General features: G+C 61.1%; 13 protein-coding genes. 7 read left to right on the top strand and 6 right to left on the bottom strand.

Annotated features, from left to right (window positions below):
• Positions 1–643: 643 nt before the first annotated feature.
• From X773_RS64240 to pqqE, 7 genes are all read left to right on the top strand, one after another.
• The gene (locus X773_RS64240) at positions 644–2,545 is read left to right on the top strand and encodes a methanol/ethanol family PQQ-dependent dehydrogenase (protein ID WP_023678825.1); all 1,902 of its coding nucleotides are present in this window, start codon (positions 644–646) and stop codon (positions 2,543–2,545) included.
• A gap of 239 nt (positions 2,546–2,784) precedes the next feature.
• Positions 2,785–3,225 (top strand): c-type cytochrome, methanol metabolism-related, encoded by a 441-nt coding sequence (locus X773_RS64235; RefSeq protein ID WP_036239057.1) that lies wholly within the window; start codon positions 2,785–2,787, stop codon positions 3,223–3,225.
• Between the two features lies 1 nt (position 3,226).
• Positions 3,227–4,090, top strand: coding sequence for a substrate-binding domain-containing protein (locus X773_RS64230; RefSeq protein WP_031212302.1), 864 nt, complete (start codon positions 3,227–3,229; stop codon positions 4,088–4,090).
• Positions 4,091–4,553: 463 nt separating this feature from the next.
• On the top strand, positions 4,554–5,492 hold the full coding sequence (gene pqqB, locus X773_RS64225) for a pyrroloquinoline quinone biosynthesis protein PqqB (RefSeq protein WP_023678822.1): 939 nt from the start codon (positions 4,554–4,556) through the stop codon (positions 5,490–5,492).
• The gene (gene pqqC, locus X773_RS64220; protein WP_023678821.1) at positions 5,489–6,247 is read left to right on the top strand and encodes a pyrroloquinoline-quinone synthase PqqC; all 759 of its coding nucleotides are present in this window, start codon (positions 5,489–5,491) and stop codon (positions 6,245–6,247) included. The genes pqqB and pqqC overlap by 4 nt, the downstream gene beginning before the upstream one ends.
• Positions 6,244–6,540 (top strand): pyrroloquinoline quinone biosynthesis peptide chaperone PqqD, encoded by a 297-nt coding sequence (pqqD, locus tag X773_RS64215; RefSeq protein ID WP_023678820.1) that lies wholly within the window; start codon positions 6,244–6,246, stop codon positions 6,538–6,540. The genes pqqC and pqqD overlap by 4 nt, the downstream gene beginning before the upstream one ends.
• Positions 6,537–7,658, top strand: coding sequence for a pyrroloquinoline quinone biosynthesis protein PqqE (gene pqqE, locus X773_RS64210; RefSeq protein WP_023678819.1), 1,122 nt, complete (start codon positions 6,537–6,539; stop codon positions 7,656–7,658). Before pqqD ends, pqqE begins: the two co-directional genes overlap by 4 nt.
• Before the next feature lie 20 nt (positions 7,659–7,678).
• Here pqqE and fghA read toward each other — a convergent pair whose 3' ends face one another.
• From fghA to X773_RS64175, 6 genes are all read right to left on the bottom strand, one after another.
• Positions 7,679–8,530 (bottom strand): S-formylglutathione hydrolase, encoded by an 852-nt coding sequence (gene fghA / locus X773_RS64205; protein WP_023678818.1) that lies wholly within the window; start codon positions 8,528–8,530, stop codon positions 7,679–7,681.
• Between the two features lie 420 nt (positions 8,531–8,950).
• A complete protein-coding gene (locus X773_RS64195; protein ID WP_023678816.1) occupies positions 8,951–9,169 on the bottom strand; it encodes a hypothetical protein in 219 nt (72 codons plus the stop codon).
• Between the two features lie 286 nt (positions 9,170–9,455).
• Positions 9,456–10,910 carry an aldehyde dehydrogenase family protein gene (locus X773_RS64190; RefSeq protein WP_023678815.1) on the bottom strand — a complete coding sequence of 485 codons (1,455 nt, stop codon included), beginning with the start codon at positions 10,908–10,910 and terminating at the stop codon, positions 9,456–9,458.
• Entirely contained in the window at positions 10,907–12,181 is a 1,275-nt protein-coding gene (locus tag X773_RS64185; protein ID WP_023678814.1) for an FAD-binding oxidoreductase, read from the bottom strand. The genes X773_RS64190 and X773_RS64185 overlap by 4 nt, the downstream gene beginning before the upstream one ends.
• Before the next feature lie 56 nt (positions 12,182–12,237).
• Positions 12,238–13,416 (bottom strand): alanine racemase, encoded by a 1,179-nt coding sequence (locus tag X773_RS64180; protein ID WP_051406192.1) that lies wholly within the window; start codon positions 13,414–13,416, stop codon positions 12,238–12,240.
• Between the two features lie 11 nt (positions 13,417–13,427).
• Positions 13,428–14,390, bottom strand: a complete 963-nt coding sequence (locus X773_RS64175; protein ID WP_245274769.1) for a GNAT family N-acetyltransferase — start codon at positions 14,388–14,390, stop codon at positions 13,428–13,430.
• Positions 14,391–14,468 lie beyond the last annotated feature (78 nt).

The following is a 14,468-nucleotide window of genomic DNA, read 5'->3' as shown; positions in this document are numbered from 1 at the left end:
TGCGTCCAGACGGGATCATCGCTCCAATTGGCGACGTGCCGCAAAGCCAGTCAAGCTCCCATGGCCTGCGTATAGGACCAAAGGAGGAATGCCCTATCGACCGACAAGAGCCAGCTTCATGACCCGCTGCGCACCCTCCTTCACGCGTTCATTTCATGCGTCGCTCACTATCGGCAGCCAGCGAGATGCACGCATACTTACTCCGAGGTGCCTCGTAGAATATATCGAAATAAAGTCAAATGTGTATCACCTTGAGAATACGGGAACAATATGTCTGCTATATATGTCGCAGCTGGCGGCCATCCTCTTATTAGTTTTTCACACGGTGCTTATTTTAATTGTTTCTAAATATTGCATCGCACCATAATCGATATTGCAGCGCAGCGACCCATTGTAGGTTTTTGCTTGCCTGGCCTTTTACGATGACATAGCTTTTTCCTGTTTCCGGCTTCAAGAGCGCCACCGTCATCAGGGAGCGGCGGCAGTCTTTCGAAGACCAAGGGGGGCGGGCGGTAACGGTGCCCTCTGCTTCGGGGTAGGTCGTGACAGCTGCCGGAAAATAACTTCCCAACATGAATTGCTTGGGCAAGCCCTTGTGGGGCTTGACGGTCGATTCTTCACTGCGAACCCGGGAGGATTTTGGATGCGTGTACTTGCGAAAACTACCTACATTCTGACGACTGCGGCGTTTTTATCGCTCGGCGCTGCCTATACGGCTTCGGCCAATGAAGACCTTGCAAAGCTCGCATCGGATGCGAAGAACTGGGCGATGCAGACGGGTGACTACGCCAACACCCGCTATTCCAAACTCAACCAGATCACTGCCGACAATGTGAAGAACCTGCAGGTCAAATGGAGCTTTTCCACCGGCGTGCTGCGCGGTCACGAAGGCGGGCCGCTGGTCATCGGCGACGTGATGTATGTCCACACGCCTTTCCCAAACAACGTCTATGCTCTGGACCTCAAGAATGACGGCAAGATCCTGTGGAAATACGAGCCCAAGCAGGACACGAACGTCATTCCGATCATGTGCTGCGACACGGTCAATCGCGGTGTTGCCTATGGCGACGGCAAGATCATTCTCAACCAGGCCGACACCACCGTCGTCGCGCTCGATGCCAAGACCGGCAAGGTCGTCTGGTCTGTCAAGAACGGAGACCAGACCGACGGCGGAAAGGGCGAATCCGGCACGTCGGCACCCGTAGTCATCAAGGACAAGGTGCTCGTGGGCGTCTCCGGTGCTGAATTCGGTGTTCGCGGCTGGCTGGCCGCCTACAATCTGAAAGACGGCAAGCTCGCCTGGAAAGCCTATTCGGAAGGTCCTGATGCAGACACCCTTCTCGATCCCGAGAAGACGACCCATCTCGGCAAGCCTGTCGGAAAGGATTCCGGCACGAACACCTGGGAAGGCGAACAGTGGAAGACGGGCGGCGGCACGACATGGGGATGGTATTCCTATGATCCCAAGCTGAACCTGGTCTATTACGGCACCGGCAATCCCTCGACGTGGAACCCGGTCCAGCGCCCAGGCGACAATCGCTGGTCCATGACAATCATGGCTCGCGATGCGGATACCGGTGTTGCCAAATGGCTCTACCAAATGACCCCGCATGATGAGTGGGACTATGACGGCATCAACGAGATGATTCTCGTCGATGGCATGGAGGTCAACGGCGCCAAGCACGACGTGCTGGTGCATTTCGACCGCAACGGCTTTGCCTACACAATGGATCGAGCCACCGGCGAACTTCTCGTCGCCAAGAAATACGATCCGGCAGTGAACTGGGCGACGGAAGTCAACATGGATCCCAAGAGCGACCAGTATGGCCGCCCGCAGGTCGTCGCCAAGTATTCGACCCAGCAGAACGGCGAAGACACCAACTCGACCGGTATCTGCCCGGCCGCGCTTGGAACCAAGGACCAGCAGCCGGCCGCCTACTCGCCGAAGACCGGGTTGTTCTACGTGCCGACCAACCATGTCTGCATGGACTATGAGCCTTACAAAGTGAGCTACACCGCCGGTCAGCCCTATGTGGGCGCCACCGTGTCGATGTATGCGGCGCCTGGCGGTGACGGTAACATGGGCAACTTCATTGCCTGGGATGCAGCCAAGGGTGAGATCGTCTGGTCGAAGCCCGAGCAGTTCTCGGTGTGGTCGGGCGCATTGGCGACAGATGGCGACGTCGTCTTCTACGGTACCCTCGAAGGCTACATCAAGGCGGTCGATAAGGACGGCAAGGAACTCTACAAGTTCAAGACCCCGTCCGGCATCATCGGCAACATCACGACCTACGAGCATGACGGCAAGCAGTACGTCGCCGTTCTGTCCGGCGTCGGTGGATGGGCCGGTATCGGTCTGGCAGGGGGGCTGCTTTCGCCCGACAACGCCGCTGCCTGGCATGGCGCCGTCGATCAGGGCCGTGCGCAGGGCGACGAGACCGCGGTCGTTGGAACCGCTGGTCTGGGTGCCGTCGGCGGTTACGCGGCACTTGCCGACTATACGACGCTGGGCGGGCAGCTCACCGTCTTCGGCCTCCCGGACTGATAACCGGGAAGAGCCTTACGGCTAGGTTCGAAAACGAGAGCCCGGGTCACCCCGAAGCCGGGAACCGGGCTCTCGATTGCGCCGCGCACCCAACTCCGATCAATGCCGCTGCACGACGGCAGCCAGGGTTTCTGGCAAACGAAGGAAGAGCCTGAATGATCGTTCGCATTGCAGTTTCCGCTCTCGCCCTGGTCCTGCTGCCTCTGGCCAGCTCAAGTCTGGTACGGGCCGAAGACAGCATGGAGAAAGCCAAGGCGGTGAAGCAAGAAGGAGGCAAATATTTAGATGCGGACGGAAATCCGACCTACAAGATCGAAAACGGAACCGTCGATTGGTACACCTTCAGCGGGTACCGCCGGTATCACTCAGATTGCCATGTCTGTCACGGACAGGACGCCACAGGTTCGAGCTATGCGCCTGCCCTGGCTAATAGCCTGAAGAACATGGATTACGCCACGTTCCTGTCGATCGTCGCCGAGGGCCGCAAGAATGTCGGCGGCGGCAAGGAAAACGTCATGCCTGCCTTTGGCGACAACAAGAACGTCTATTGTTACCTGGACGATCTCTACGTCTATCTGCGCGCGCGCGCCGATGGCGCGGCACCCCGCGGCAGGCCGCCCAAGCACGAAAACAAGGCTCAGGCAGCCAAGGATGCCGAAGCATCCTGCATGGGTGGATGATATGACCGGCTGCACTGCATCGAAGCTGCGCGTCGTTCTGCCGATCCTCGGCGCGCTCGCCTTGCTGCCGTCGAATGTTCTGGCACAAAATGCCGGGCTTGGCGCTGCGGGCGAACTGGTCGATCCCGACATTCTGCGCGTCTGCGCCGATCCCTCGAACATGCCCTTTACCGACAAGAACGGCCAAGGCTTCGAAAACAAGCTGGCTGAACTGGTTGCCAAGAAGACGGGGCGGAAATCAGTCGCTTACACGTGGTTTCCCACTGTCACCGGCTTTGTGCGCAACACGCTTGGGGCCAACCGATGCGACATCATCATGGGCTACGCCCAAGGTGATGAACTGGTGCAGAACACCAATGCCTACTACCGCTCCGCCTATGTGCTCGTATACCCCAAAGGCAACGGCATGGAAGGCATCGAGACGCTCGAAGACCCGAAACTTTCCGGCAAGAGAATCGGCGTCGTCGAAAGCACGCCGCCAACCGCCAACATGGCCGCCAACAAGCTTCTGCGGACCGCCAAGATCTATCCACTCGCGGTGGATACGCGCGTCACTCCTTCCATGGGGGAGGTCATGATCAAGGACATGTTCGCCGGCAAGATTGACGCGGCGGTCCTGTGGGGGCCGATGGCAGGTTACTATGCCAAGGAACTCGGAGCCGATGTCACCATTGTTCCGCTGCTGAAGGAAAAAACCGGTTCGCGCATGTCCTACCGCATCACCATGGGCGTACGTCCGTCCGACCAGGAATGGAAACGGACGCTCAACCGGGTGATCAGGGAAAACCAGGCGGAGATCACCAAGCTCCTGCTGGGTTACAATGTGCCGCTGATCGACGAGCACGACAATCCGATTACGCAATAGTCGGGATGGGTCAGGAGGAGGAAAAACCTACGCGATGAACAATTGAAGAGAAGACTACAGCTACTTTCGATAGTTTTGTTTTTCGGTCTTTCAAAACCTTGTGTTCATTTGTCCATTTTGAGAACGTGATGGACGGGCCATTGCTTCGGTGCCCTGCAATGGTTGGCTAACCACCGGATCGGCCCCTTCGGGCTGGTAGAAGAGGAGAAATGTTATGAAGAAGAGCTGGACAAAACCGACCATGTGTCAGGTTGCTGCGGGCTTTGAAATTTCGCGGTATCTGCCTGCTGAAATTACTCCCAAGAAGTAGGCCGCAGAGGTGCGTGTCCCTGGCAACAGGGGCACGCATCCCCTTGCCGTATGGGATTTTCGTGAAAGAGTTTGAGGCGCGCAAAGCGGGCGGGCCGTTTTTTGCGGCTGCAAATTGGCTGCTGGTCAGAGAAGCCGCGGGGCGGGCGTTTTCATGCGCTTGAGAATCATCGGATCGGCGGCCGGCGGCGGCTTTCCGCAATGGAACTGCAATTATCGTCTGAGCCGTGCGGCTCGCACCGGGGTAGCTGGCGTGCATTCACGAACCCAATCGAGTGTCGCCGCGTCGGCGGATGGACTCGGCTGGATTCTGTTCAACGCCTCGCCCGACATTCGCCAGCAGATCGCGGCAACGCCTGAATTGCAGCCCGCGCACGATGCGCCGCTGCGCTCGACACCTATTCGCGCGGTGGTGCTGACCAATGCCGATGTCGATCATGTCGCCGGCCTGCTCAGCCTGCGTGAGCGGCAGCCTTTCGCTATCTATGCAACGACACAGGTTCTGGCGACGCTGGAGGCGAATTCGATTTTCAATGTCCTCGATCCGGCGCTCGTGCCGCGACGCATCTTGCCGCCGGCGCAAGAACTGTCGATCTGCGACGCAGACGGCCACGACACCGGGGTGGCTGTCGAGAGCTTTCCCGTGCCCGGGAAGATAGCCCTCTATCTCGAAGAAAGAGGCCAGCCGGATGCCAATTTCAGCTCCGATGCCGGCGACACGATCGGCGTCCGTATCGCCGGTGCCGGCAGTCGCGGCTCCGTCTTCTACATCCCCGGCTGCGCCCGCATCGATGCGACCCTGTGCACGCGTCTAGCCGATGCCGCATGCCTTCTGTTCGACGGCACGGTCTTCACCGACGACGAGATGATTGCTGCCGGCGTCGGCCAAAAGACCGGTGCGCGCATGGGGCATCTGGCAATGTCGGGAGATGCGGGGTCGATCGCCGGCTTGGCCGATGTGAGGATCGGCCGCCGTGTCTTCGTCCACATCAACAACACCAATCCTGTTCTGGACGAGAATTCTGCCGAGCATGCAGCAGTCAAAGCGGCTGGCTGGGAAGTGGCCTGCGACGGGATGGAGATGGAACTTTGAGTGATTTCCACGACGCAGCCAGCAACGGCCTGTCCTCAAGCGAGCTCGAAGCCGTGCTGCGGCAGGTCGGTGCCGAACGCTATCACAACCACCATCCTTTCCATCACAGGATGACCAGCGGTGCGCTGTCGAGGACCGAGATGCAGGCCTGGGCGCTGAATCGCTATTGCTATCAGGCGGTCATTCCGCGCAAGGATGCCATGATCCTCGCGCATGCCGAGGATCCGGCGTTTCGCGCCGCCTGGCGCAAACGCATCGAGGATCATGACGGCGAGGACGGCTGGAGCGGCGGTATTGCGCGATGGTTGCACCTGGCGACCTCGCTCGGTCTCGATGCCGACGCGGTGAAGAGCGAGAGGCTGGCCCTGCCGGCGACACGTTTTGCGGTTGGCGCTTACCTCTCCTTTTGCACGAACCGGACCCTGCTGGAGGCGGTCGCGTCGTCGCTGACTGAGATGTTCTCGCCGCTCATCATCGGCGAGCGGGTACCCGCGATGCTGGTCAGATACGATTATATCACCGAGGACACGCTGGCCTATTTCACCCGACGGCCCGAACAGGCCTCGCGCGACGCCGACTTCGCGCTCGCCTATGTGCTCGAACATGCCGACACGACGGAGCGCCAGCAGCAGGCGATCGATGCACTGGTGTTCAAATGCGATATACTCTGGGCCATGCTCGACGCGCTTCAACACGCCTATGGCGAGCCGGGCAATATCCCGCCCGGCGCCTTCCGTCCGGAGGCAGCCCAATGATGGCACTGCGCGAAAGAGCCATGGTGTCGCTGCAGTCGGTTCCATCGCTGCCGAAGCACGTGCGCATACAGTATGACCCCGTGCGCCAGGCGTTCGCCGTGCTGTCGCCCGAAAAGGTGTTCTGGCCAAACGAGATCAGCCTCGACATATTGCGCCGCTGCGATGGGCGGTCCACGGTCGGCCACATCATTGCCGGCCTTGCCGCAGATTATGATGCCGAACAGGAGGCTGTGGCGGCCGATGTCATCGCCTTCCTGCAGGAATGGTCTGACAAGCTGCTGGTGAAGCTATGAGCGAGCCCCCTCTCCCCCCGATCGGCATGCTGGCGGAACTGACGCATCGCTGCCCGCTGCAATGCCCCTATTGCTCCAATCCGCTCGAATTGCTGAAGGCCAATCGCGAACTCGACACGCAGAGCTGGCTCGACCTATTCTCGCAGGCCGCCGATCTTGGCGTTCTCCAGGTGCATCTGTCCGGCGGTGAACCGACGCTGCGTCGCGATCTCGAGCAATTGATCGCCGGGCTTTCGGCGCGCGGCGTCTACACCAACCTGATCACCGCCGGTGTCGGCATTGCGGATGGCCGCATCGAGGCATTTGCCCAAGCCGGGCTGGACCATCTGCAACTGAGCTTTCAAGGCGCACGGCCGGCGACCACCGAGCGCATCGGCAATCACAGGGGCAGCCACGAAAAGAAGCTGGAAACGGCACGCCGCACTCGCGCGGCCGGCTTGCCGCTTACCATCAACGCGCCGATCCATCGCCACAATATCGAGGAGGTACCGGAATTCATCGATCTGGCCCTTTCGCTGGGTGCGGAGCGTCTCGAGATCGCCAACGTACAGTACGCCGGCTGGGCGCTGACCAATCGCGATCAACTGATGCCCGAGCGTGCTGCCGTCGACCGCCAGGCGGAGATCGTCGCGGCGGCGCGCGAACGGCTCACCGGCATCATGAACATCGATTTCGTCACGCCGGATTATTTCGCCATCTATCCCAAGCCGTGCATGGGCGGCTGGGCGCGCGACGCCTTCATGGTGACGCCGGACGGCACCGTACTGCCATGCCATGCCGCCCAGACCATCCCGTCGCTCGGCTTCGAGCGTTTTGGAACACGCAGCCTGGCCGCGATCTGGACCGATTCCCCGGCATTTAATGCCTTTCGAGGCACGGACTGGATGCAGGAGCCCTGCCGCAACTGTGAGCGGCGCGAGATCGACTGGGGCGGCTGTCGCTGCCAGGCGATGGCAATCGCCGGCGATGCCGCCGCGACGGACCCGGCTTGCGCGAAATCGCCGATTCATGCGCGCATGGCAATGCTGATCGACGAGGCCCAGCGCGCTGCGACGGTTCCTTCGAAGGACGAACCATTCGTCTACCGGCGCATCGGCGTCGTCACCGAGCCCGCCTGACTGCCGACTATTCCTACGGCCTACCCTCGTGAAAGCCGTTCGGCATGCCACGTCATATGGTCATGCATGAATGTCGAAATGAAAAAATAGGAGTGATCGTATTCGTCCTGCATGCGCAATTTCAACGGAATGCCTGCCTTGGAGCAGGCGTCTTCGAGCAGCCAAGGCCTGAGGCCCTCCTGGAGGAAACCGTCTGACGTTCCCTGATCGACCAGGAATTCCGGGAAACGGTGTCCATCCTCGATGAGCGAAGTGGCATCGTAGCGCCGCCACGAGGCCTCATCCAGGCCGAGATATTTTTCGAAAGCCGGCTTCGACCAGCCGGCTGTGCTTGGCTGCACGATCGGCGCAAAGGCCGAGCAACTTCTGAAACGCGCGGGATTGTTCAGTGCGATCGTCAGCGCGCCATGCCCGCCCATCGAATGGCCGAAGATCGACTGGCGCGCCATATCGGCGGGAAATTCGCGCCCGATCACGGCTGGCAGCTCCTCGACGATATAGGAATACATGCGATAGTTCTTGGCATACGGCTCTTGCGTCGCGTCGAGGTAGAAACCGGCGCCGCTGCCGAACTGCCAATTGTCCTTTTCATCCGGAATGTCGGCACCACGCGGGCTGGTGTCGGGACAGACAACGATCACGCCAAGTTCGGCGGCAATACGTCTGTATTCGCCTTTTTCCATTACATTCGCATGGGTGCAGCTGAGTCCGGAGAGGTACCACACCACGGGGCAACGGCTTTCCCGTGCCTGCGGAGGCACGAAAATGGCAAACGTCATTTCGCACGAGCAGCTCGTCGAAAGATGAGAGTAAACATGCTGGGCGCCGCCATGCGACTTGGCAGTCGAGACGAGTTTCGGGTGCTCTGCCATATATTCTTCTCCACCAATTTTAACCGCCGACCGTAGGCTCTACGACATCACGGGTGATCGCGGCAACCTTGGTGGGCCGGCTGGCGCGCGTAGCTCTTGATCGGAGCCGGGATGGCCTGCCTCGCCGACCGTCTTGGCGCAGCAAGGCGCGAGAGGCCACTCGCTGGCGCAGCGTTGCCCAGCAAGCCATACGGGCCAGGCTGGGCGATTGTTGGCGATGCTGGCTATAACAAGGACGCAGTCACTGCGCAGGCATCGGCGATGCTTCCGGGACGCCGAACTCTGCGCAAATGCACTTGCCATGGCTTTCAGTGGCGACAGCCGCTTCGACGCGGCTATGGCGGACGAGCACGCACGCGTCATCGCGTGGGCTCGCAGCAAGCGCGCCAGGGTACCGAGCAAGAACTTGTGAGCCGACGGCTATTCCCGACCGTCGAAAGCCACGGACAGGCCCAGGGCAGTTGCTGCCTCGACGATCGCCTCGGTAAGCTCTTCGTCGGATGCGACCAGATAAGGGGCGGCTTGCCGTGCTGCGTTTAATGTCGCTGTGATCGAGATGGTGTCACCACGATCCTCCCTATTGAGGACTGCGGCGATTGCTTGCTCTACTACCGGACTGACCCTTTTCACCTTACTCATCCACCCTCCCCATACGCGGCCCAGGGCGATGGTAATCTATCCACGGTTGTGTTCAATTCGATTTACGAAACGTACAGACTCGACCGGCTGGACCGCTACGGCCGGACATCTCTAATTTCGACGGCATTCTAGATCGACCAAGCCTCGCTACCGGGCCTCGACCAGGTTTCTCAGCAGATCGCCCGCCCTGCGGAGCCATGGCAAATTGTCAGGTTCGTATGTGAGCGCAGTCCAGGAGCTCGGCGCGGCCCACGGGCGCGCGCTCTGCGCTTGGCGAAGATGTCGCCTAGAAATAGCCGAGGATGGATTTTACCTCGAGATACTCCAACATGCCCTCGATCCCATATTCGCGTCCGTTTCCGGACTGCTTGAAACCGCCAAACGGGGCGTGCGGATCCCAGGTCGGGTAGTTGAGATGCACCTGACCGGAGCGGATCCGCGAGGCCACGTCCCTGACGGCGTCCACATCCTGGCCCTGCACATGGGCCCCCAGACCGTAGACCGTGTCGTTGGCGATGGTGACGGCCTCCTCGATTGTGTCGTAGGGGATGATGCAGAGAACTGGCCCGAAGACCTCTTCCTGGGCAATGCGCATGGTCGTGCGCACGTCGGAAAAGATGGTCGGCCTCACATAGAACCCGACGTTCAGATCGTGCGCACGACCCGGTCCGCCGGCGAGGAGCCGGGCGCCCTCAGAAATGCCGACGCCGATCATGGTTTGGATGCGGTCGAACTGGGCACGGTTTGCGATTGCACCATGAGTTGTGGTTTCCGAAAGAGGATCGCCAATGACGATCTGGGCTGCGGCCCTTTTGGCGATTGCCTCGATCTCGGAGAGCAGCGCGCGTGGCGCGATCATGCGCGTCGGGGCGCTGCATGACTGGCCGAGATTGCGGAAGGCGGCGGCTACGCCCAGAGAAACGGCACGATCGAGATCTGCGTCTGGCAGGATCACGTTCGGCGACTTGCCGCCCAGCTCCTGCGCGACACGCTTGACCGTGGTCGCCGCCGCCTGGGCCACCGCAATGCCCGCGCGGGTGGACCCGGTAATGGAGATCATGTCGACATCCGGATGGGAGGCGAGACCCATACCCACGCCTGGACCATCACCTTGCAAGACGTTGAAAACCCCAGCAGGGAAGCCGGCTTCCTCGATTGCCTCGGCGAATAGCAGGGCGTCCAAGGGAGAAAGCTCACTCGGCTTCAGCACGATCGTGCAGCCTGCAGCGAGCGCCGGCGAAACCTTGGCGGTGATCTGGTAAAGTGGCCAGTTCCACGGAGTGATCAAGGCGCAGACACCGATCGGTTCGTGGGTGACGGCGGTTTGCCCCCGTTGCTTGACGAAGCGAAAGTCTGTCAGCACATCGCGAGCGACCTTAACATGCGTGATCGCCAGCGGCACGTGGGCGCTGCGCGCATAGCCGATCGCCGCGCCCATTTCTATGCTCAGGCATTGAGCCAGCAGTTCGCCGCGCGCCTCGAGCAGCGCTTGCAGGCGATCGAGCAGACCCGCGCGGTCTTCTGGCGTGGTCCGACTCCAGGTGGCGAATGCCCGGCGAGCCGCTGCAACGGCCGCGTCAACGTCCTCGCCATTTCCAAGCGGAAACTGGCTCACAACCTCTTCTGTGGCGGGATTGACGACGACGCCCGTCGCGGTGCCGCTCGGCTCAACCCATTGACCGTCGATGAAGAACTTGTCCAGGTGGCCGTTGCGGGCCAGGCGTTCGAGGGGCGTCATCACCCTACAAGGTCCTTCATGCGGTAATAGGCGCCGAGAATCGGCAGGAACCAGGGGCGCCCGAAATAACCGGGGATCGCTGGCCAGTCGAAATCCTTCCAGGGATTGAGCTCGGGGTGCCCGTCCATGACGTCGGCCATGATGGTGCCCATCAACGTCGACATTTGGGTCCCGTGTCCGCTATAGCCCATCGAGTAATAGATGCCATCGCGCTCTCCGGCGCGCGGCAGGCGATCGCGGGTCATATCGACCATGCCGCCCCAGCAGTAGTCGATGCGGGTGCCGGCCAGTTCCGGAAAGACCTCGACCATCGCCGCCTTGAGTATCCGGCCGCTTTTTTCGTCGGATTGAGGGTTGGACACGGCAAAGCGCGCCCTCCCGCCGAACAAAAGGCGATTGTCCGGCGTGAGCCGCCAGTAGACAACGAGATTGCGCGTGTCGACGACCATGCGCCCAGTCGGCATGAGACGCCTAAGGTGGTCGGGCGACAGCGGCTCGGTCACGATCAGAAATGCGCCGACCGGGATCATGCGCCGGCGGATCCAGCCGAGCGGGCCAACCTGGGAAATGCCGCTTGCCAACAGGACCTGCCGCGCGACGATCTTGCCCTTTGGCGTCGTTACCTCATGCCCGCCTGAAACCTTGCGCATCGCCATGACGGGCGAGCGTTCATGGACCTCTGCGCCACGCCGGGCAGCGGCGGTCGCGAGGCCCCGGACGAACCGGCCGACATGCATGCCCGCGCTCTTGGGAAAGAGCAGCCCGCCATGGTAGCGGTTGGTGCCGACTTCGGTTCGCAGGTCCTCGCGCGCGATCATCCTGGTGTCGGGATCGACATTGGCAGCCAGTAGTTCCTGGCTGCGCGCCAGCATGTCGTAGTGCTCGGGCTTGGCGGCAAGCTTGAGCTTGCCGACGCGGGAGAAGCTGCAGTCGATCTTCTCTTCCTGCACCAGCCGCTCGACCATATCGACGCCGGCGTCAAAAGCCTTGTAGAGCGCATTTGCGGCCGGCTTGCCGTGCTTGCCAGCCATGATTGCATAGTTCTGGGCAAAGCCGTTGTTGCACATGCCGCCATTGCGGCCGGACGCGGCATTGCCGATCGTTTCGGCCTCCAAAAGGGCAACCCGGGCGCCCTTTTTGGCAAGGGCCAGCGCTGCGGAGGAGCCCGTCAAGCCGCCGCCCACAATCGCCACGTCGTAGTGGCCTTCGAGCGGTTTGGACGACCCTTCATTGAACGGCTGAGACGTATCCAGCCAGTAAGAGGTAAACTTCATTTTCTTGACCACCAGTGTTGATTTGAGTGGGGCGACATCCGAGCGTAGTCGCGCGCCTACCAGCCGCGCATCCGCTCCCAACGCGCTTCAATCTTGGGGCTGTCCCCGTTGACGACGCTGTAGAAATCATGCTGGGCGGCCATCGCACACGCATGGTTGGGCAGAATCCGGACCCGAGTCCCGAGCGGCAACTCGGGCATGGACTTTCCAGAGCCGGCACGAATGGCGAGGATACCGTGTTCCTGGCTGGCCTGGGCCACGATCACATCTTCAAGCACCCGCCCCTTTTCGTCGCAGACCACGCCGTAACCCTGGTCGATCTGCTGGTTTGCGGTTCCCCGGTCGCGCGAAAGCGCCATCCATCCAGCGTCGACCAGCACCCATCCCTTTTCCGGCTTGGACCCGATCACCGTGGCCACTACGGAAATCGCGATGTCGTCGAGTTCGCACACCCCAACGCCGTGCTGGACCAGGTCGAAGAACATGTAGACCCCGGCGCGCAGCTCCGTGACCCGCTCAAGATTGCTGGCGAAATGCGCTGTCGGCGTTGAGCCGACGCTGACGATCGGGCAGGCATGGCCATGGGCGCGCAGGATTTCAGCGGCGCGCACCGTGGCTGAACGCTCGTTCTCGCCTGCCTTGACCAGCGCATCGGGCGTGTTCAAGCCATAGGATTCGCCTGCATGGGCGAGAACGCCGACGAGTTTGGCACTGGCCGCGACGACACTGCCGGCCACGTCGAGCAACTTCGGGTCGTCCGGCCTCAAGCCACCGCGATGGTCATCGCAGTCCAGTTCGATGAAAACAGATGGGGTCATACCGGTGGCTTCGCGGACACTGGCCAGGGCATCGGCCTGCCCGACCGAATCGAGCAACAGCTTCACATCAGCGCCGGTGCGGCGACAAAGCTCCATGGCCCGCTTGGCCGAGGCCGGCGAGATGCCGACCGCGTAGGTCATGTCTCGAAAGCCATGGCCCGCGAAATACTCCGCCTCGGCGATGGTCGAGACCGTGATCGGACCGCGTTCGCGATGGAACGCGTATCGGGCGACATCGATGCTCTTGGCCGTCTTCATATGCGGGCGCAGCACCACGCCAAGCTTCCTGGCGCGCTCAGCCAGACCCTTGATGTTGTGCTCGAGCCGGCCACGGTCGAGAAGCAGCGTCGGGGTGACCAAGGCGTCGATCGTCCTAGCCGTCTCGCTCGCCGCCAGGCTTGCCGCCATCTTATTCATAGTCTCGTTTCCTAAGTGAACGACTGGTTTGCCAACGCATACATATGGGCTGGCCCCTCGGCGACGGGTCGTTGTCCTTTGACCATGGCGGTCGCACTGCCGGACCGCTGCAGGCCAAGGCTCGCAAGCCAGTCGCCCAATCCATCCTCGGCATAGACGTCGATGCGAACGAATTGATTGTGAAGCTTCGAAAGCTGGGCCAGGATCAGAAGCCGCGCGTCGTGGTCGCTCTCGGCTGCACAAGGGCCGACGACATAGCCGCGGCCAAACCTCCTCGCGACAGCGTAGCCTGCAATCCGTCCCCTGCGCTCAATGACCAATGCGTTGCCCACATCGGCGAGCGCAGCCACCATCGGCAGCCGGGGCATGCCCGTGGCCCGTTCGTCGAAGACCTGGATTGCCGCGAGGTCAGAGGCTGTCGCTTGACGGATGTCGCCGCGGGTACTCCGCGTCACGGCGACAGCCAGCGAGCCCTGGTGCTGAAGCACCGTGCCCCAGGCAGTGAAGCCGCGTCGCTTGTAGAGCGCCAGCCCCTCTTCGGTTGAGTTGAGCAGCAGGTTGCGACCGTGTGTCGCCTCAAGCAATCCATCAAAGAGCCGGGCGCCGTTGCCACCGCCTTGCGCGGAGCCAGTAACTATGATCATTCCGACCGAGGCATAGGACTGTCCGTAATTCCAGGACATGGCCGTGCCAATCACCTGTCCTGCCCGCTCAACGACCAGGCCATTGCCGACCATCAGGGCAAATTCCCAATCCTCCTGACGGTAGGGCCAGGCCATCTCCTGCGACAGCTTCAGTGCGCCCGGCAAATGGCGGGTTTCCAATTTCATCAGCTCGATCGGGGCGCTGACGAAATCTCTGTCATGCTCAAAGGCCATAAGGTGCAACGCTGTCAGTTGATCCAGAGTCGGATTGAAGTCGGATCTTAGGGTCGCGCCCGGCGGACAGATTTCGCTGCTGTTTTGCCCCTTCAAATCAGCGGTATTATTCGTTTTATGCAGTTCCTCGGCATGTCAAATCGTGCAAATCGGGCGAGGAATACCTGGCACCTT

The sequence above is a fragment of the Mesorhizobium sp. LSJC280B00 genome (assembly GCF_000502835.1).
In the GTDB taxonomy this organism is placed as follows: Bacteria; Pseudomonadota; Alphaproteobacteria; order Rhizobiales; family Rhizobiaceae; genus Mesorhizobium.
This window is presented reverse-complemented; position numbering and strand designations above follow the sequence as displayed.

Bases quoted from the DNA above. Each gene is read 5' to 3' on its own strand.
- X773_RS64240 (WP_023678825.1), top strand. From the start codon at position 644: ATGCGTGTACTTGCGAAAACTACCTACATTCTGACGACTGCGGCGTTT.
- X773_RS64235 (WP_036239057.1), top strand. From the start codon at position 2,785: ATGGAGAAAGCCAAGGCGGTGAAGCAAGAAGGAGGCAAATATTTAGAT.
- X773_RS64230 (WP_031212302.1), top strand. From the start codon at position 3,227: ATGACCGGCTGCACTGCATCGAAGCTGCGCGTCGTTCTGCCGATCCTC.
- pqqB (WP_023678822.1), top strand. From the start codon at position 4,554: ATGCGCTTGAGAATCATCGGATCGGCGGCCGGCGGCGGCTTTCCGCAA.
- pqqD (WP_023678820.1), top strand. From the start codon at position 6,244: ATGATGGCACTGCGCGAAAGAGCCATGGTGTCGCTGCAGTCGGTTCCA.
- pqqE (WP_023678819.1), top strand. From the start codon at position 6,537: ATGAGCGAGCCCCCTCTCCCCCCGATCGGCATGCTGGCGGAACTGACG.
- fghA (WP_023678818.1), bottom strand. From the start codon at position 8,530: ATGGCAGAGCACCCGAAACTCGTCTCGACTGCCAAGTCGCATGGCGGC.
- X773_RS64195 (WP_023678816.1), bottom strand. From the start codon at position 9,169: ATGAGTAAGGTGAAAAGGGTCAGTCCGGTAGTAGAGCAAGCAATCGCC.
- X773_RS64185 (WP_023678814.1), bottom strand. From the start codon at position 12,181: ATGAAGTTTACCTCTTACTGGCTGGATACGTCTCAGCCGTTCAATGAA.
- X773_RS64180 (WP_051406192.1), bottom strand. From the start codon at position 13,416: ATGAATAAGATGGCGGCAAGCCTGGCGGCGAGCGAGACGGCTAGGACG.